The sequence below is a fragment of the Pseudomonas sp. Irchel 3H3 genome (assembly GCF_900187635.1).
Classification (GTDB): Bacteria; Pseudomonadota; Gammaproteobacteria; order Pseudomonadales; family Pseudomonadaceae; genus Aquipseudomonas.
The window spans coordinates 19,301-35,919 of the sequence record NZ_FYEC01000021.1 but is presented as its reverse complement, the minus strand read 5'-3'; the positions used below and the strand labels follow the sequence as shown (position 1 = coordinate 35,919).

16 protein-coding genes are annotated in these 16,619 nt (G+C 62.7%); 14 read left to right on the top strand and 2 right to left on the bottom strand.

Annotated elements, in window-relative coordinates:
* Positions 1-134 precede the first annotated feature (134 nt).
* The 14 genes from flhA to CKW24_RS20340 all read left to right on the top strand — a co-directional run bounded on the left by flhA (position 135) and on the right by CKW24_RS20340 (position 14,318).
* A complete protein-coding gene (gene flhA / locus CKW24_RS20405) occupies positions 135-2,264 on the top strand; it encodes a flagellar biosynthesis protein FlhA (protein WP_095169970.1) in 2,130 nt (709 codons plus the stop codon).
* Positions 2,265-2,275: 11 nt separating this feature from the next.
* Positions 2,276-3,601 carry a flagellar biosynthesis protein FlhF gene (gene flhF / locus CKW24_RS20400; protein WP_095169969.1) on the top strand — a complete coding sequence of 442 codons (1,326 nt, stop codon included), beginning with the start codon at positions 2,276-2,278 and terminating at the stop codon, positions 3,599-3,601.
* Positions 3,602-3,715: 114 nt separating this feature from the next.
* On the top strand, positions 3,716-4,546 hold the full coding sequence (gene fleN / locus CKW24_RS20395; protein ID WP_027621027.1) for a flagellar synthesis regulator FleN: 831 nt from the start codon (positions 3,716-3,718) through the stop codon (positions 4,544-4,546).
* Positions 4,543-5,283, top strand: a complete 741-nt coding sequence (gene fliA, locus CKW24_RS20390; protein WP_018925059.1) for an RNA polymerase sigma factor FliA — start codon at positions 4,543-4,545, stop codon at positions 5,281-5,283. Before fleN ends, fliA begins: the two co-directional genes overlap by 4 nt.
* Positions 5,284-5,448: 165 nt before the next feature.
* Positions 5,449-5,820 (top strand): chemotaxis response regulator CheY, encoded by a 372-nt coding sequence (locus CKW24_RS20385; RefSeq protein WP_162530195.1) that lies wholly within the window; start codon positions 5,449-5,451, stop codon positions 5,818-5,820.
* A 22-nt stretch (positions 5,821-5,842) separates the two neighbouring features.
* Positions 5,843-6,631, top strand: coding sequence for a protein phosphatase CheZ (locus CKW24_RS20380; protein ID WP_095169968.1), 789 nt, complete (start codon positions 5,843-5,845; stop codon positions 6,629-6,631).
* 14 nt (positions 6,632-6,645) lie between these two features.
* Complete coding sequence (locus CKW24_RS20375) at positions 6,646-8,856, top strand: chemotaxis protein CheA (protein WP_095169967.1); 2,211 nt, start codon at positions 6,646-6,648, stop codon at positions 8,854-8,856.
* 51 nt (positions 8,857-8,907) lie between these two features.
* Positions 8,908-10,038 carry a chemotaxis response regulator protein-glutamate methylesterase gene (locus CKW24_RS20370; protein ID WP_095169966.1) on the top strand — a complete coding sequence of 377 codons (1,131 nt, stop codon included), beginning with the start codon at positions 8,908-8,910 and terminating at the stop codon, positions 10,036-10,038.
* Positions 10,038-10,778 (top strand): flagellar motor protein, encoded by a 741-nt coding sequence (locus CKW24_RS20365; RefSeq protein ID WP_095169965.1) that lies wholly within the window; start codon positions 10,038-10,040, stop codon positions 10,776-10,778. Before CKW24_RS20370 ends, CKW24_RS20365 begins: the two co-directional genes overlap by 1 nt.
* Before the next feature lie 15 nt (positions 10,779-10,793).
* Entirely contained in the window at positions 10,794-11,687 is an 894-nt protein-coding gene (gene motD / locus CKW24_RS20360; protein ID WP_095169964.1) for a flagellar motor protein MotD, read from the top strand.
* A 43-nt stretch (positions 11,688-11,730) separates the two neighbouring features.
* Entirely contained in the window at positions 11,731-12,519 is a 789-nt protein-coding gene (locus CKW24_RS20355; RefSeq protein WP_095169963.1) for a ParA family protein, read from the top strand.
* Position 12,520: 1 nt separating this feature from the next.
* On the top strand, positions 12,521-13,363 hold the full coding sequence (locus CKW24_RS20350; RefSeq protein WP_095169962.1) for a CheW domain-containing protein: 843 nt from the start codon (positions 12,521-12,523) through the stop codon (positions 13,361-13,363).
* Between the two features lie 76 nt (positions 13,364-13,439).
* Complete coding sequence (locus CKW24_RS20345; protein WP_095169961.1) at positions 13,440-13,925, top strand: chemotaxis protein CheW; 486 nt, start codon at positions 13,440-13,442, stop codon at positions 13,923-13,925.
* A complete protein-coding gene (locus CKW24_RS20340; protein WP_095169960.1) occupies positions 13,926-14,318 on the top strand; it encodes a DUF2802 domain-containing protein in 393 nt (130 codons plus the stop codon). It abuts the gene before it with no gap.
* Positions 14,319-14,655: 337 nt separating this feature from the next.
* On the opposite strand, the gene CKW24_RS20330 is transcribed toward CKW24_RS20340, so the two are convergent.
* Together CKW24_RS20330 and CKW24_RS20325 are read right to left on the bottom strand one after the other, a co-directional pair.
* A complete protein-coding gene (locus tag CKW24_RS20330; protein ID WP_095169958.1) occupies positions 14,656-14,985 on the bottom strand; it encodes an EscU/YscU/HrcU family type III secretion system export apparatus switch protein in 330 nt (109 codons plus the stop codon).
* Complete coding sequence (locus CKW24_RS20325) at positions 14,982-16,547, bottom strand: flagellar hook-length control protein FliK (protein ID WP_095169957.1); 1,566 nt, start codon at positions 16,545-16,547, stop codon at positions 14,982-14,984. The genes CKW24_RS20330 and CKW24_RS20325 overlap by 4 nt, the downstream gene beginning before the upstream one ends.
* Positions 16,548-16,619 lie beyond the last annotated feature (72 nt).

The following is a 16,619-nucleotide window of genomic DNA, read 5'->3' as shown; positions in this document are numbered from 1 at the left end:
TCTCCTCGCGCCACACAGCCAACCGCTGCACCCTCTGTTCCCAGCCTCGGCAAAAGTTGGAAGGCTTCTTGCAGTAGCCGCCCTGCGCCCGCTTCTGGCGTCAAAAGTTTGCTTCAAAGGAACGGGGAATACCGGTGGATCGCTCTCAATTTATCAACAATGCCCGCAGCAACATGGCAGACCTCAGTCGAGGCAATCTGGGCGTGCCGCTGTTGCTGCTGGTCATGTTGGCAATGATGATGTTGCCGATCCCGCCGTTCCTGCTCGACGTGTTCTTTACCTTCAACATTGCCCTGTCGATCGTGGTGCTGCTGGTCTGTGTGTACGCGTTGCGGCCGCTGGATTTTGCGGTGTTCCCGACCATTCTGCTGGTGGCGACGCTGCTGCGTCTGGCGCTCAACGTGGCGTCGACGAGGGTAGTGATGCTCCACGGCCAGGACGGGCACGCCGCCGCCGGCAAGGTGATCCAGGCCTTTGGCGAGGTGGTGATCGGCGGTAACTACGTGGTCGGTATCGTGGTGTTTGCGATCCTGATGATCATCAACTTCGTGGTGGTGACCAAGGGCGCCGGGCGGATTTCCGAGGTCAGCGCACGTTTCACCCTCGATGCGATGCCCGGTAAGCAGATGGCGATCGACGCCGACCTTAACGCCGGCCTGATCGACCAGGGCCAGGCCAAGACCCGTCGTACCGAAGTCGCCCAGGAAGCCGAGTTCTACGGCTCGATGGACGGTGCCAGCAAGTTTGTGCGCGGCGACGCCATCGCTGGCCTGTTGATCTTGTTTATCAACCTGATCGGCGGCATGGCGGTGGGGATCTTCCAGCACGGCATGACCTTTGGCGATGCCGGCCGGGTATACGCCTTGTTGACCATCGGTGACGGTTTGGTGGCGCAATTGCCATCACTGCTGTTGTCCACCGCTGCGGCGATCATGGTGACCCGTGCCTCGGGCTCCGAAGACATGGGCAAGCAGATCAATCGGCAGATGTTCGCCTCGCCCAAGGCCCTGGCCGTTTCGGCCGGCCTGATGGCGGTGATGGGTATTGTCCCGGGCATGCCACACTTCGCCTTCCTCAGCATGGCGGCCCTCGCCGCGGGCGGCGCCTACCTGTTCTGGAAGAAGCAGAACACCCTCAAGGTCAAGGCCCTGGAAGAGGTCCAGCGCCAGCAGGAGCTGCTGCCTTCGCCGGCGCGGGCCATGGAAACCAAGGAGCTGGGCTGGGACGACGTGACGCCGATCGACATGATTGGCCTGGAAGTCGGCTACCGCCTGATTCCCCTGGTGGATCGCAACCAGGGTGGGCAGTTGCTGGCGCGGATCAAGGGCGTGCGCAAGAAGTTGTCCCAGGACCTGGGCTTCCTGATGCCCACCGTGCACATTCGCGACAACCTCGACCTGGCGCCCAGCGCCTATCGCTTGACCCTGATGGGGGTGATCCTGGCCGAGGCGGAGATTTATCCGGATCGCGAGTTGGCGATCAACCCGGGGCAGGTGTTCGGTACCCTCAACGGGATTACCGCCAAAGATCCGGCCTTTGGCCTGGAGGCGGTGTGGATCGAAGTCAGCCAGCGTTCCCAGGCGCAATCGCTGGGTTACACCGTGGTCGATGCCAGTACGGTGGTGGCAACGCACCTGAACCAGATTCTGTACAAGCACTCCAGTGAGCTGATCGGTCACGAGGAAGTCCAGCAACTCATGCAATTGCTGGCCAAAAGCTCGCCAAAACTGGCTGAGGAGCTGGTGCCAGGCGTGCTGTCGCTGTCGCAATTGCTCAAGGTGCTGCAGGCGCTGCTGGCCGAACAGGTGCCGGTACGCGACATCCGCAGCATCGCCGAGGCGATCGCTAACAATGCCGCCAAGAGTCAAGATACTGCCGCTTTGGTCGCGGCCGTGCGCGTCGGCTTGTCCCGAGCTATCGTGCAAAGCATTGTAGGCACTGAGTCCGAGCTGCCTGTGATCACCTTGGAACCAAGGTTGGAACAAATATTGCTCAATAGTATTCAAAAGGCCGGGCAGGGCGCCGATGAGGGTGTCTTGCTCGAGCCAAGCATGGCCGAGAAGCTGCAGCGTTCGTTGATCGACGCGGCCCAGCGTCAGGAAATGCAAGGTCACCCGGTGATTCTGCTGGTCGCAAGTCCGGTCCGCGCGATGCTCTCGCGGTTCGGCCGCCTGGCAGTCCCGGGGTTGCATGTGTTGGCCTATCAGGAAATTCCTGACAACAAGCAAGTGACCATCGTTGCGACAGTAGGGCCCAACGGCTGAGGTAGTGGTTTATGCAAGTTAAGCGTTTTTTCGCCGCCGATATGCGTCAGGCCATGAAGCTGGTTCGTGATGAGCTGGGCGCCGATGCCGCGATCATCGGCAACCGCCGCATCGCCGGCGGTGTCGAGCTGATGGCGGCCCTGGATTACAAGCTGTCGGCCCTGGCGCCGCGGGTGCCGAACATTGAGCTCGAGGACGAGCTGCGCAAGACCCAGTCGCGCATTGTCACCGCCCAGGCCGAACTGAGCTTGCGTGGCGAAGGCGAAGCGGGCGAGCACGCCAGTCGCCAGCTGTTTGCCGGCCTGCCACTGACCGCCGCCGAACCCTTGATCGAACCGACCCTGTCCGAGCCGCCGCGTCCCGCCCCGGCACCAGCGCCAGCGGCCGCCATCGACCCGCGTGCCTACGATTCGATGCGCTCGGAACTCAATGGCTTGCGCGAGTTGCTCGAAGTGCAACTCGGCTCCCTGGCCTGGAACCAGCTGCAGGGCCGCCATCCGCAGCAGGCCAACCTCTGGCGCCGGCTGCAACGCATCGGCCTGTCCGGTCCGTTGTCCCGCGACCTGCTGGAGCTGACCACCAGTATTGAAGAACCTCGCCAGGCCTGGCGCATGCTGTTGGCCCACTTGGCGCGGATGATCGTCACCCCCGAGATCGAACCCCTGGAAGAGGGCGGAGTGATTGCCATGGTCGGCCCGGCCGGCATGGGCAAGACCACCACCCTGGCCAAGCTGGCGGCACGTTATGTGCTCAAGTACGGCGCGCAGAACATCGCCCTGGTGAGCATGGACAGCTACCGCATCGGCGCCCAGGAGCAACTCAAGACCCTGGGGCGGATCCTCAACGTGTCGGTGACGCATCTGGATCCGGGTCAGTCCCTGGCCCAGGCCCTGGACCCACTGCTGCGCAAGCGTGTGGTGTTGATCGACACCGCGGGCCTGCAGGCCAGCGACCCGGCCTTGCGCATGCAGCTGGAAAGCCTGGCGGGACGCGGGATCAAATCGAAGAATTATCTGGTCCTGGCCACCACCAGCCAGAAGCAGGTGCTGACGGCCGCCTATCACAGTTATAAACGTTGCGGGCTGGCCGGCTGCATCCTGACTAAACTGGACGAAACGGCAAGTCTGGGCGAGGTCTTGAGCCTGGCGATCAGTCACGAATTACCGGTGGCCTATCTGACCGATGGACCGCGTATCCCGGATGACCTGCATCTGCCGCGCCGCCATCAGTTGGTCAGTCGCGCCGTGAGTGTACAAATGCAGGAAGAACCCAGCGAAGAAGCCATGGCTGATATGTTCGCTGATCTCTACCACAGCCCGACCAAACGGGTCGGCTGAGGTATTAATGACTAGATTTGTATCTACATCGATGGCCTGCCGTGCATTGTTCCCCAGGGAACGCGCAGCCAGTCATGTAGCCCGCGTCTAAGCAAGACAAGGTATAGAAAGCACATGGGCAGCATGCATCCCGTACAGGTGATCGCGGTGACCGGCGGCAAGGGTGGCGTCGGTAAGACTAACGTTTCAGTGAACTTGTCCCTGGCTCTGGCAGAGCTCGGCCGGCGCGTTATGTTGCTGGACGCCGACCTGGGGCTGGCGAACGTCGATGTGTTGCTGGGGCTGACGCCCAAGCGCACGCTGGCCGACGTGATCGAGGGTCGCTGCGAATTGCGCGACGTGCTGCTGCAGGGGCCCGGCGGGATTCGTATCGTGCCGGCCGCCTCCGGTACCCAGAGCATGGTGCACCTGAGCCCGGCCCAGCACGCGGGCCTGATCCAGGCGTTCAGCGATATCGGCGACAACCTCGATGTGCTGGTGATCGACACCGCGGCCGGGATCGGCGAGTCGGTGGTCAGTTTTGTCCGCGCCGCGCAGGAAGTGCTGCTGGTGGTCTGCGACGAGCCGACTTCGATCACCGACGCCTACGCCCTGATCAAGCTGCTCAACCGTGACTACGGCATGAACCGCTTCCGCGTGCTGGCCAACATGGCGCAAAGCCCGCAGGAAGGGCGCAACCTGTTCGCCAAGTTGACCAAGGTCACGGACCGCTTCCTGGATGTCGCCCTACAATACGTCGGCGCGGTGCCCTACGACGAAAGCGTGCGCAAGGCAGTGCAGAAGCAGCGCGCGGTGTACGAAGCCTTTCCTCGTTCCAAGTGCGCCCTGGCCTTCCGCGCCATTGCGCAGAAAGTCGATACCTGGCCATTGCCCGCCAATCCGCGTGGGCATCTGGAGTTTTTTGTGGAGCGCCTGGTGCAACAGACTGCGGGTCCGGTGCTATGACAGCCAGCGGTTACAACCTGTACAAGCAATCGGCGCGTGACGCGCAGTACGAGCTGATCGAGCGTTACGCGCCACTGGTAAAACGCATTGCCTATCACTTGCTGGCGCGTCTGCCGGCCAGTGTCCAGGTCGAAGACCTGATCCAGGCCGGGATGATCGGCCTGCTGGAAGTCTCGACCAAGTACGACGCCAGCAAAGGCGCGAGTTTCGAAACCTACGCCGGGATCCGCATCCGCGGGGCAATGCTCGACGAGGTCCGTAAAGGTGACTGGGCGCCACGCTCGGTGCACCGCAATACCCGCATGGTCAGCGACGCGATTCGCTCAATTGAAGCTAAAACCGGACGTGACGCTAAAGATCACGAGGTTGCGGCCGAACTCCAATTGAGTCTCGACGATTATTACGGGATTTTGAATGACACCTTGGGCAGTCGCCTGTTCAGTTTCGACGACCTGTTGCAGGACGGCGAGCATGAAGGGCTGCATGAGGATGGCGCGAGTGCTCATCTCGAGCCGTCGCGTGACCTGGAGGATGAACGCTTCCAGGCTGCGCTGGCGGACGCGATTGCCAATTTGCCGGAGCGTGAGCGACTGGTCTTGGCGCTGTACTACGACGAGGAGCTGAACCTCAAGGAAATCGGTGAGGTCCTGGGGGTCAGCGAATCGCGGGTCAGCCAGTTACACAGCCAGTGCGCAGCCCGTTTGCGGGGGCGTTTGGGAGAGTGGCGAGCGCGCTGACAGCAGTGTGGGGACACTGCGAACGACACCGCTACAGCCTCGCGCTGGCGCGGTCATCATCCGTTGTGCTCCAAACCGTCGTTGAGTGCTCTGCCTGTTGATTGAATGGCGTGCCCAGGTGCTGGGCGCGTTTAAGACTGCTTGGAGGTCGAATTGGACAAGAACATGAAAATCCTCATCGTTGATGACTTCTCAACGATGCGGCGGATCATCAAAAACCTGTTGCGTGACCTCGGGTTCACCAACACGGTCGAGGCAGACGACGGCACTACAGCCATCCCAATGCTCAACAGTGGCAGCATCGATTTTCTGGTCACGGACTGGAACATGCCGGGCATGACCGGTATCGATCTGCTGCGCCACGTGCGCGCCAACGAAAAGCTCAAGCACTTGCCAGTGTTGATGGTGACCGCTGAAGCCAAGCGCGAGCAGATCATCGAAGCGGCCCAGGCCGGCGTCAACGGCTATGTGGTCAAGCCGTTCACCGCCCAGGCGTTGAAAGAAAAGATCGAGAAGATCTTCGAACGCATCGGTTGATGTCTGGCGCCACGGGGGAGCTATGGAACAACGAGAGATTTCACAGGGCGATTTTGAATCGACCCTGAAAAAACACGCGGTCGAATTGGTCGACAGCCTGGAAAAGGGCAAGTTCGGCGAGGCCGTGCAACTGATCCATGAGCTCAACCAGACCCGTGACCGTGGCCTGTACCAGGAAGTGGGCAAGCTCACCCGTGAGCTGCATAGCGCGATCGTCAATTTCCAGATTGACCCGAACATGCCGCAAGCCGAGGAAGTCTCGCAGATCACCGACGCCACCGAGCGCCTGGGGTATGTGGTCAAGCTGACCGAGGCGGCGGCCAATCGCACCATGGACCTGGTGGAGAACAGCACGCCGCTGGTCAATGCCCTGGGGACCGATGCCCAGGCGTTGAGCGCAGACTGGGGGCGTTTCATGCGCCGTGAAGTCGGGGCTGAAGAGTTCCGTGAGCTGGCCCGGCGCGTCGATGGTTTCCTGAGCCGCAGCGCCAGCCACAGCCAGGTCGTGGCGGGCAACCTCAACGACATTCTGCTGGCCCAGGATTACCAGGATCTGACCGGCCAGGTGATCAAGCGCGTGACGCAACTGGTCACGGAAGTGGAAAGCAATCTGCTGAAACTGGTGCTGATGGCTAGCCAGGTCGACCGCTTTGCCGGCATCGAACATGACCGTGCAGCGATCCTCGCGGAAAAAAATCCGCAAAAACATCTGGCGCAGGGTGAAGGTCCGCAGATTCATGCCGATAAACGTGATGACGTGATGTCCGGTCAGGACGATGTCGACGATTTGCTTTCCAGCCTTGGATTCTAGGAGCACCCCTACACATGAGCTTCGGCGCCGATGAAGAGATCCTTCAGGATTTTCTGGTTGAGGCCGGCGAGATTCTGGAGCAACTGTCCGAACAACTGGTCGAGCTGGAAAGCCGACCGGATGATGCGGACCTGCTCAATGCAATTTTTCGCGGTTTTCACACTGTAAAAGGGGGCGCCGGCTTCCTCCAGCTCAACGAACTGGTGGAGTGCTGCCACATCGCCGAGAACGTCTTCGACATCCTGCGCAAGGGTGAGCGGCGCGTCGACTCGGAGCTGATGGACGTGGTGCTCGAAGCGTTGGATGCGGTCAACGGCATGTTCAGCGAAGTGCGCGAGCGCGCACCGGTCACTGCTGCCACGGCCGAGCTGCTGGCGGCCCTGGCGCGCCTGGCGGAACCGCAATCGGCCGACGAGGTGGCAGCGCTCGCGCCAGCACCCGCGGCGCCGGTTGTCGCCAGCGACAGCGGCGATATCACCGATAACGAATTTGAACTGCTGCTCGACTCGCTGAATGCGGTCAAGGCGCAAGCCGAGGCACCTGTGATCCAGGCGCCAGCGGCGGCGAACGGCAGTGATGAAATCAGCGATGCCGAGTTCGAGTCGTTGCTCGATCAGTTGCACGGCAAAGGCCAGTTCGCCGTGGACAACCTGGCGACCCCGGTCGAGCCGGTCGCCCCGGTGGTCGCGGCTGAAAGCAGCGACATAACCGACGACGAATTCGAAGCCTTGCTCGACCAGTTGCACGGCAAGGGCAACTTTGCCGTTGAAGCGCTCGAGTCGGCGATTGCCTCGGTGCCGGCCGCCATCGTTGCCGAAGCGGCGGCGGTTGGCGGCGACCTGATCTCCGATCACGAGTTCGAATCGCTGCTCGACGAGCTGCACGGCAAGGGCAAGTTCAGCCACGTCGCCGGCAATGCCGAGACCGCTGCGGTCAGCGCCGCGCCAGTCGCGGCCAAAGCCGTGGCCCCGGTCGCCAAGCCGGCTGTCGCCAAACCGGTCCCGGCCCCGGCCCGTGCCCAGTCGGCGCCACCAGCGGAAAAACCGGCCAGCGAAGCCGAGACCACCGTACGGGTAGATACCGCGCGCCTGGACGAAATCATGAACATGGTGGGCGAGCTGGTACTGGTGCGTAACCGCCTGGTACGCCTGGGGCTCAACAGCGGCGACGAGGCCATGTCCAAGGCCGTGTCGAACCTCGACGTGGTCACCGCGGACTTGCAGACCGCGGTCATGAAGACCCGCATGCAGCCGATCAAGAAGGTCTTCGGGCGCTTCCCGCGCCTGGTTCGCGACCTGGCCCGCCAGCTCAAGAAAGAGATCAACCTGGAGCTGGTCGGCGAAGAAACCGATCTGGACAAGAACCTCGTCGAGGCCCTGGCCGACCCGCTGGTGCACTTGGTGCGCAACGCGGTCGACCACGGCATCGAATCGCCGCAGGAGCGTGAAGACGCGGGCAAGTCCCGGGGCGGCAAAGTGGTGCTGGCGGCCGAACAGGAGGGTGATCACATCCTGCTGTCGATCTCCGATGACGGCAAAGGCATGGACCCCAACGTCCTGCGCGCCATCGCGGTGAAACGCGGGGTGATGGACAAGGATGCAGCCGAGCGCCTGAGCGACACCGAATGCTACAACCTGATCTTCGCTCCGGGTTTCTCGACCAAGACCGAGATCTCCGATGTGTCCGGGCGTGGCGTGGGCATGGACGTGGTGAAAACCAAGATTTCCCAGCTCAATGGCTCGATCAACATCTACTCGACCAAGGGCCAGGGTTCGAAGATCGTGATCAAGGTGCCGTTGACCCTGGCGATCATGCCGACCCTGATGGTGATGCTGGGCAACCAGGCCTTTGCGTTCCCACTGGTCAACGTCAACGAGATCTTCCACCTCGACCTGTCGCGCACCAACGTGGTCGACGGCCAGGAAGTGGTGATCGTGCGGGACAAGGCCTTGCCGCTGTTTTATCTCAAGCGCTGGCTGGTCGCCTCCGCCGCTCATGAAGAGCAGCGCGAGGGCCATGTGGTGATCCTTTCGGTGGGCACCCAGCGGATCGGCTTTGTCGTCGATCAACTGGTTGGCCAGGAAGAAGTGGTCATCAAGCCATTGGGCAAAATGCTCCAGGGAACGCCGGGCATGTCGGGCGCCACCATTACCGGTGACGGTCGCATCGCGTTGATTCTCGATGTCCCGAGCATGCTCAAGCGTTACGCCACGCGGCGTATTTGATTCTGGTGGAGCGGGGCGCCTGGCGCCCTGTTGCGCCTATATGGAGTGTTTATGGCAGTCAAAGTCCTGGTGGTGGATGATTCCGGTTTTTTCCGCCGCCGCGTCTCGGAAATCCTTTCGGCGGACCCGAATATCCAGGTGGTCGGGACCGCGACCAATGGCAAGGAGGCGATTGATCAGGCGCTGGCCCTCAAGCCCGACGTGATCACCATGGACTACGAGATGCCGATGATGGATGGCATCACGGCGGTGCGGCATATCATGCAGCGCTGCCCAACCCCGGTGTTGATGTTCTCCTCGCTGACTCATGAAGGCGCGCGGGTCACCCTCGACGCGCTGGACGCCGGTGCGGTGGACTTCCTGCCGAAGAATTTCGAAGACATCTCGCGCAACCCGGAGAAGGTCAAGCAACTGCTGTGCGAGAAGGTCCACAGCATTTCGCGCAGTAACCGGCGCTTCAGTGCCTATCGGGCACCGGCACCAGCAGCGGCGCCGACCCCGACCCCGACCCCAGCCCCTGCACCGGTCAGCAATTTTGCCGGCAGCAGCCCGACACCACGTCCGGCGGTGGCACCTGTGCCAACCCGTGCTGCGCCGTCCTCGCCGGCACCCAAGCGCAAGGCCTACAAGCTGGTCGCCATCGGTACCTCCACGGGTGGCCCGGTCGCCCTGCAGCGCGTGCTGACCCAATTGCCGGCCAACTTCCCGGCGCCCATCGTGCTGGTCCAGCACATGCCGGCGGCCTTTACCAAGGCATTCGCCGAGCGCCTGGACAAGCTGTGCCGGATCAGAGTCAAGGAAGCCGAGGACGGCGACATCCTGCGTCCGGGCCTGGCCTTGCTGGCGCCGGGTGGCAAACAAATGATGATCGACGGCCGTGGCGCGGTGAAAATCCTCCCGGGCGACGAACGTTTGAACTACAAGCCGTGCGTGGATATCACTTTCGGTTCGGCGGCCAAGTCCTACGGCGACAAAGTTCTGGCGGTGGTACTCACCGGCATGGGCGCCGATGGTCGGGAAGGTGCGCGCCTGCTCAAGCAGAGCGGCAGTGCCATCTGGGCCCAGGATGAAGCCAGCTGCGTGATCTACGGCATGCCGATGGCCATCGTCAAAGCCAACCTGGCCGATGCCATCTACGACCTCGACGAGATCGGCAAACACCTGGCCGAGGCGTGCCTCTGATGGATGTGCTGAGTCTTATCGGGATCATCATGGCGTTTGTCGCCATTATCGGTGGCAACTACCTGGAAGGCGGCCACCTGGGCGCCCTGGCCAACGGCCCGGCCGCCCTGATCGTGCTCGGCGGAACCATCGGTGCGGCGCTGCTGCAGTCGCCGATGAGCGCCTTCAAGCGTGCCATGCAGATTCTGGTATGGATTCTGTTTCCGCCACGGGTCGACCTGGCTGGCGGGATTGATCGGGTGGTCAACTGGAGCCTGACCGCGCGCAAGGAAGGCCTGCTGGGCCTCGAAGGCGTGGCGGATGCGGAGCCCGACAACTATTCGCGCAAGGGCCTGCAATTGCTGGTCGATGGCGCCGAGCCGGAAGCGATCCGCAGCATCCTCGAAGTGGATTTCTACACTCAGGAAAGCCGCGACATCGAAGCCGCCAAAGTCTTTGAAAGCATGGGCGGCTACGCCCCGACCATCGGCATCATCGGCGCGGTGATGGGCCTGATTCACGTCATGGGCAACCTGGCCGATCCGTCGCAACTGGGCAGCGGCATTGCCGTGGCCTTCGTCGCGACGATCTACGGGGTGGCCAGTGCCAACCTGGTGCTGCTGCCCATCGCCAGCAAACTCAAGGCGATTGCCTTGCGTCAGTCGCGGTACCGGGAAATGTTGCTCGAAGGCATCCTGTCGATCGCCGAAGGTGAAAACCCTCGTTCCATCGAACTCAAGCTTCAGGGCTTCATGGACTGATGGGGGGCATGGAGCATGGCACGTCGGCGCTACACTGAAGAACCCGTCAACCATGAACGCTGGCTGGTGTCCTACGCCGACTTCATTACCTTGCTGTTCGCCTTTTTTGTGGTGATGTATTCGATTTCCTCGATCAACGAAGGCAAGTACAAGGTGATCTCCGAGGCGCTGATCGGCGTGTTCACCGACTCCGATCGGGCGCTCAAGCCGATTCCCATCGGCGATGAACGGCCACAGACCGTGACCCCGGCCCAGCCGCTGGTCAAGGACCGCGAGCAGCTCGACGCGGGCATTGCCCAGGCCGCTGACGACCCGCTCAAGCGTATCGCCGATGACATCAGCGCGGCATTCGGCGACCTGCTCAGTGCCAACCAGATGACGATCCGCGGCAACGAGTTGTGGGTCGAGATCGAACTCAACTCCAGCCTGTTGTTCGGCAGCGGCGATGCCATGCCCAGCGATATCGCGTTCAACATCATCGATAAGGTCGCGGCCATCCTCAAGCCGTTCGATAACCCGATTCACGTCGAAGGTTTTACCGACGACCTGCCGATCCGCACCGCGCAGTACCCGACCAACTGGGAGCTGTCCTCGGCCCGCTCGGCGAGTATCGTGCGCATGCTCGCGATGCAGGGCGTCAATCCGCAGCGCCTGGCGTCGGTGGGGTATGGCGAGTTCCAGCCGGTGGCCAATAACGCCACCGCCGAGGGGCGGGCGCGCAACCGGCGGGTGGTGCTGGTGATCTCGCGTAACCTCGATGTGCGACGCAGCCTGACCGGTACGGGTACCGCCCATGCACAACCGGATGCGGCATTGAAGCGGGCTGGCACACAAACTGCACCGACCCAGGTCAAGTCGCCGGGACCGCAGAGTGCCGTCAATTCTCCGTCACCCGGCTTGCCACGTTGAGCTATTTCTCGGTTGCCCCATACGACCGGGAGGAACGAACTGAATGAGAGTCTGGGCAGTTGCCAATCAAAAGGGTGGTGTTGGTAAAACCACTTCCTCCATCGCTTTAGCCGGATTGCTGGCTGAGGCGGGCAAGCGCGTGGTCGTGGTCGATCTCGACCCCCACGGCTCCATGACCAGTTACTTCGGTTACGACCCGGACAGCCTGGAACACAGCTGTTACGACCTGTTTTTGCATGGCGGCAGCGTGCCGCAAGGCCTGCCCGGGCAGTTGTTATTGCCCACCAGCGACGAACGTATTTCCCTGTTGCCGTCGAGCACCGCGCTGGCCACCCTGGAGCGCCAGTCGCCGGGCAAGAGCGGCCTGGGCCTGGTGATTGCCAAGAGCCTGGCGCAGTTGTGGCAGGATTTCGATTACGCCCTGATCGACAGCCCGCCGTTGCTCGGCGTGCTGATGGTCAATGCCTTGGCGGCAAGCCAGCAACTGGTGATCCCGGTGCAGACCGAGCACCTGGCGGTCAAAGGCCTGGAGCGCATGGTCAACACCCTGGCGATGATCAATCGCTCGCGCAAGCAGGCGTTGCCGTTCAGCATCGTGCCGACCCTGTTCGACCGTCGCACCCAGGCCTCCCTGAGCACCTTACGGGTGCTGCGCGATATGTACCCGGATGACATCTGGCAGGGCTATATCCCGGTCGACACAAGGCTGCGCGATGCCAGCCGCGCCGGCCTCACGCCTTCGCAGTTCGACGGCAAGAGCCGTGGCGTGCTGGCCTATCGTTCGTTGCTCAAGCACCTGCTGGCGCAACAACTTGTCGCGCAGGTGGCTTGAGATGAACCGGCCGCTGAAAACCACCTCACGCCCGCAACTGGCGCTGCAATCCTACCTCGACGCCTTGCTGCAGGACGCCACCGAAGAGCAGCCGGTGGAGGTGAGCGAGGTCATCGAAGTGCTCGAGGTGATCGAAACCCAAGGGGCGCTGGACGAGTTCCAGGCGGCGGTGCTGCAAGAGCAGGCGCGCGATGCCCAGCCTCCTGTGGTCGAGTTGCCGCAAGTGAGCTTGGTCGAGGCGGTGGTCCCGGCACCGGCTGCCCCGGTGTTGCCGTTGCTGCACACGCTGGTCGAGCCGGTGGCCGACGTGCACCTGCCGCCGAGCGCCACACCACCGCCCGTGGACAGCGATGGTCGGCCGAGCTGGGCCGCCGAGCCGTTCGAATGCCTGTTGTTCGATGTCGCAGGTTTGACCCTGGCGGTGCCGCTGGTGTGCCTGGGTTCGATCTATCCCCTGGCCGGGCATGAGCTGACGCCTTTGTTCGGCCAGCCGGAGTGGTTCCTGGGGATCCTGCCGAGCCAGGCCGGCAACCTCAAGGTGCTGGATACCGCACGCTGGGTGATGCCCGATCGCTACCGCGACGACTTTCGCCAGGGCCTGCAATACGTGATCTCGGTGCAGGGCTACGAGTGGGGGCTGGCGGTGCATCAGGTCAGCCGCTCGTTGCGCCTGAACCCCAACGAAATCAAATGGCGCAGTCATCGCGGGCAACGGCCATGGTTGGCCGGCACCGTGATCGAACACATGTGCGCCTTGCTCGATGTCGCGCAACTGGCCGAGTTGATCGCCAGCGGCGGGGCCAAACACATGGGCACGCGCAAGCCGCTGCACTCACTGACATAACAAGCCACTGGCCGCCCGTCGTGGCGGCCAGGCAGAACACACACCGCCATCGGCGGTTTTTTTAAGGGGTCAGGGTATGAATGATAAGGCGTCGTCAGCAAAGGGTTCCGAAGATCCGATCCTGCAATGGGTAACCTTCAAGCTGGACAATGAAACCTACGGGATCAACGTGATGCGCGTCCAGGAAGTCCTGCGCTACACCGAGATCGCGCCGGTGCCGGGTGCACCCAGCTACGTGCTGGGCATCATCAACCTGCGCGGCAACGTAGTCACCGTGATCGACACCCGCCAGCGCTTCGGCCTGATGAATGCCGAGATCAGCGACAACACCCGGATCGTGATCATCGAGGCCGACAAGCAAGTGGTCGGGATCATGGTCGACAGCGTGGCGGAAGTGGTTTACCTGCGTCAGTCGGAAATCGAGACCGCGCCCAACGTCGGCAACGACGAGTCGGCCAAGTTCATCCAGGGCGTGTGCAACAAGAACAACGAACTGCTGATCCTGGTCGAGCTGGACAAGATGATGAGCGAGGAAGAGTGGTCGGACCTGGAGAGTATCTGATTGATTCTCGAAGCGGCTGTTACTGTCCTGGGGCTGCTGTGGATCGGCAGCCTGGCGATTTTTCTCGCCTATACCCGCAAGCAGCGAGCACTGGCCGTGGTCGCGGCACAAGCCGATGCGCAGCGTGACCAACGGATCAAGGAACTGGCCCGGCGCGTCGATCATTACCAGGACGGTACGGTGCGCATGGGTGAAGAACTGCAAGAGTTGCGCGTGCTGGTCGAGCCGTTGCCGGACAAACTGACCCGGATCGAACAGCGCGACCCGACCAGCCTGTCATTCGCCCAGGCCGCGCGCCTGGTGGGCATGGGCGCCAGCGTCGACGAACTGACCCACTCCTGCGGCTTGACCCAGGCCGAGGCGGAGTTGATGAGCAAGATGCACAAGGGCTGATTGCCAGGCGCTATGCATGTTGCCGGCCCCGGCCCCATCGCGGGCAAGCCCGCTCCCACAGTAATTTCCGGTGCGTGCAGATCTCGCATACACCGACTGAACCTGTGGGAGCGGGCTTGCCCGCGAAAGGCCTGAGGGCGCTGCTGGGTGTCAGGCTGTATGCGTCATCGTTGACGACCATCGCGGGCAAGCCCGCTCCCACAGTAATTTGCGGTGCGTGCAGATCTCGCATACACCAACTGAACCTGTGGGAGCGGGCTTGCCCGCGATAGCGGCATGCCAGGCGCCACCATTGTCGGCTTTGCCAGCCCCCATCCAATCTGTGGGCGCTGACACTTCAATAATCATCCCCGCGATGGGTGATGTCTTTCTCCAGCTGCGTCGTGTCCAGGTCCTGTGTCTGGGCAAACTTGCCCTTCAGGTTCCAGGCAAACGCAATGATCTCGGCAATGGTCCGATACAGCTCTTCGGGGATGCTATCGCCCAATTCCATCCGCGCCAGCAGCCGCACCAGCTCGGCGTTTTCGTAGATCGGTACCTCATGCTCACGGGCGATTTTCAGGATGGCTTCGGCCAGGGCATCGTCGCCTTTGCCGGTGAGCGTGGGGGCGTGCTGGCCGTCGTATTTGAGGGCGATGGCCTGGCGGGGCAGGTTGTGGTGGTTCATGCGGTGTCGTCCACCCAGCGTTGTTCGAGACGGGTTTGTGGGCCTTGGGGGGGAATGCCGAGGTGACAGTCGAGGTCGCCGACGTTCAGGCCGCAGGCATGCAGTTGCGCGCGCAAATGGTCCAGGTGCTGTTCAATCAGGCTGGCGGTGTAGGGGCGTTCGGCCCAAAGCTGGCTGGACAGGCTGCCGCGTACCAGTTGTGCCTGTACCTGCAGTGGCCCCAGGGGCTCAAGGTCGAATGCCAGGTCGACCCGCCACAAGTGTTGGCGGGCTTCGCGTTCGGTGGGTTTTTCCTTGGGATCCCTGGGCGGAGGGTCTTCGCGCTGCACCTTGACCTGCAGTGGCACGATGTCTTGCAGGTTGCGCATGGGGATTTCCAGCTGCCAGGTGGTTTGCAGGCGGCCGTCCTCGGTCATGCCGGTCTGTTCCAGGCTCGACAATTGGTGGCTTTGCAGGCGCGAGATCGCGGCGGCGGCCAGGCGCAGCAGGTGTTCCAGGTCGCCTTCCTCGGTCAGCTTCTGCAGCAGCCGCGAGGGCAGGGGAAAGCCACCCGGGGCCGGTTTGGCGCTGACCTGGCCAAGGGTGCCGAGGGCATTGCGCACAAAGCTCGGCAGGGCCTGGGCCAGGGTGTTGGCGGCCAACGCGGCATTGAAGCTGGGATTGGCCGGCAGGCCGGGGGCCAGTTGGGCGATCAGACGCAACAGGTTGCCCTTGAGGTCGTCTGCCGGCGCCGGATTCTGTCCGGCGAGCAATCGGCTTTCGAGAAACAGCCCGCTGTTGGCCAGCGCTTGCGCCAGCCCCTTGGCGCTGCTCAGGTGCTGGACCTCGGGCAGGCTGGCAAGCAGTTTGTCGACGCTGGCGCGAACCTCAGGGGATTGCCCATCGGCCGGCAGGTTCTGCAAGGCCTTGAACACCGCGTCCAGGGAACCCTGGCGACTCTGCTGGGTGTGCAATTGTTGGCTGATCGCCAATTGTTCCTGGCGAGTGCTCAGGGGCACGAAGCTGAGGGTGTGTGCATCCTGGACCTGGGCACTGAGCAGGGTGCCGATGCGCAGTGGCCGCGGGCTGTCGATGTTCAGAGCGGTGCCGCTGAGCGCGCTGTTGAGCAGGCTGACCATCGAGCGGTACACCGCCGGTTGCCCCGGTGCCTGCGGCTGTAACTGGGTGGTCAGCACCTTGCCCTGCAACAGCGTGCCGACCGGCAGTTGTGTGGTGTCAATGCGCGACAGGGCTGCGGCGTTGCCAGCCAGGCTGGATTGCGGACTGATCGCCAGGCTGCCGGCCGAGGGCTGGGTAATGGCCAGGCTGGCACCCAGGGCCAATGGCAGGCTGCTGGTGGCCGATACGGTGGTCTGGCGCCCACCCGCCAGGGTGATCTTGAGCAGCAGCTGGAACATCTGCTGGTCCTGCTTGAGTGACAGGACTTCGGCCTTGGCGCTCTGCCCGGCACCGATCAGGCCGTCCACCGGGGTCAGCAGCTTGAGCAACTCGCCACTGGCCTGCACGCGCGGCGTGGCAGGTGCCGCGGGGGGCAGGGGAGGAAGGTTGATCTCAGCGGTCATCGGTCACACCCTGTCGAAATTGCCCTCTTGAGAGTAGGACATGACATGTATAATGCCGCCCGTCTCCAAGGA

Bases quoted from the DNA above. Each gene is read 5' to 3' on its own strand.
- CKW24_RS20380 (WP_095169968.1), top strand. From the start codon at position 5,843: ATGGAACAACGAGAGATTTCACAGGGCGATTTTGAATCGACCCTGAAA.
- fleN (WP_027621027.1), top strand. From the start codon at position 3,716: ATGGGCAGCATGCATCCCGTACAGGTGATCGCGGTGACCGGCGGCAAG.
- CKW24_RS20345 (WP_095169961.1), top strand. From the start codon at position 13,440: ATGAATGATAAGGCGTCGTCAGCAAAGGGTTCCGAAGATCCGATCCTG.
- CKW24_RS20370 (WP_095169966.1), top strand. From the start codon at position 8,908: ATGGCAGTCAAAGTCCTGGTGGTGGATGATTCCGGTTTTTTCCGCCGC.
- fliA (WP_018925059.1), top strand. From the start codon at position 4,543: ATGACAGCCAGCGGTTACAACCTGTACAAGCAATCGGCGCGTGACGCG.
- CKW24_RS20330 (WP_095169958.1), bottom strand. From the start codon at position 14,985: ATGAACCACCACAACCTGCCCCGCCAGGCCATCGCCCTCAAATACGAC.
- CKW24_RS20350 (WP_095169962.1), top strand. From the start codon at position 12,521: ATGAACCGGCCGCTGAAAACCACCTCACGCCCGCAACTGGCGCTGCAA.
- CKW24_RS20325 (WP_095169957.1), bottom strand. From the start codon at position 16,547: ATGACCGCTGAGATCAACCTTCCTCCCCTGCCCCCCGCGGCACCTGCC.
- flhF (WP_095169969.1), top strand. From the start codon at position 2,276: ATGCAAGTTAAGCGTTTTTTCGCCGCCGATATGCGTCAGGCCATGAAG.
- CKW24_RS20385 (WP_162530195.1), top strand. From the start codon at position 5,449: ATGAAAATCCTCATCGTTGATGACTTCTCAACGATGCGGCGGATCATC.
- motD (WP_095169964.1), top strand. From the start codon at position 10,794: ATGGCACGTCGGCGCTACACTGAAGAACCCGTCAACCATGAACGCTGG.
- CKW24_RS20355 (WP_095169963.1), top strand. From the start codon at position 11,731: ATGAGAGTCTGGGCAGTTGCCAATCAAAAGGGTGGTGTTGGTAAAACC.
- CKW24_RS20365 (WP_095169965.1), top strand. From the start codon at position 10,038: ATGGATGTGCTGAGTCTTATCGGGATCATCATGGCGTTTGTCGCCATT.
- CKW24_RS20375 (WP_095169967.1), top strand. From the start codon at position 6,646: ATGAGCTTCGGCGCCGATGAAGAGATCCTTCAGGATTTTCTGGTTGAG.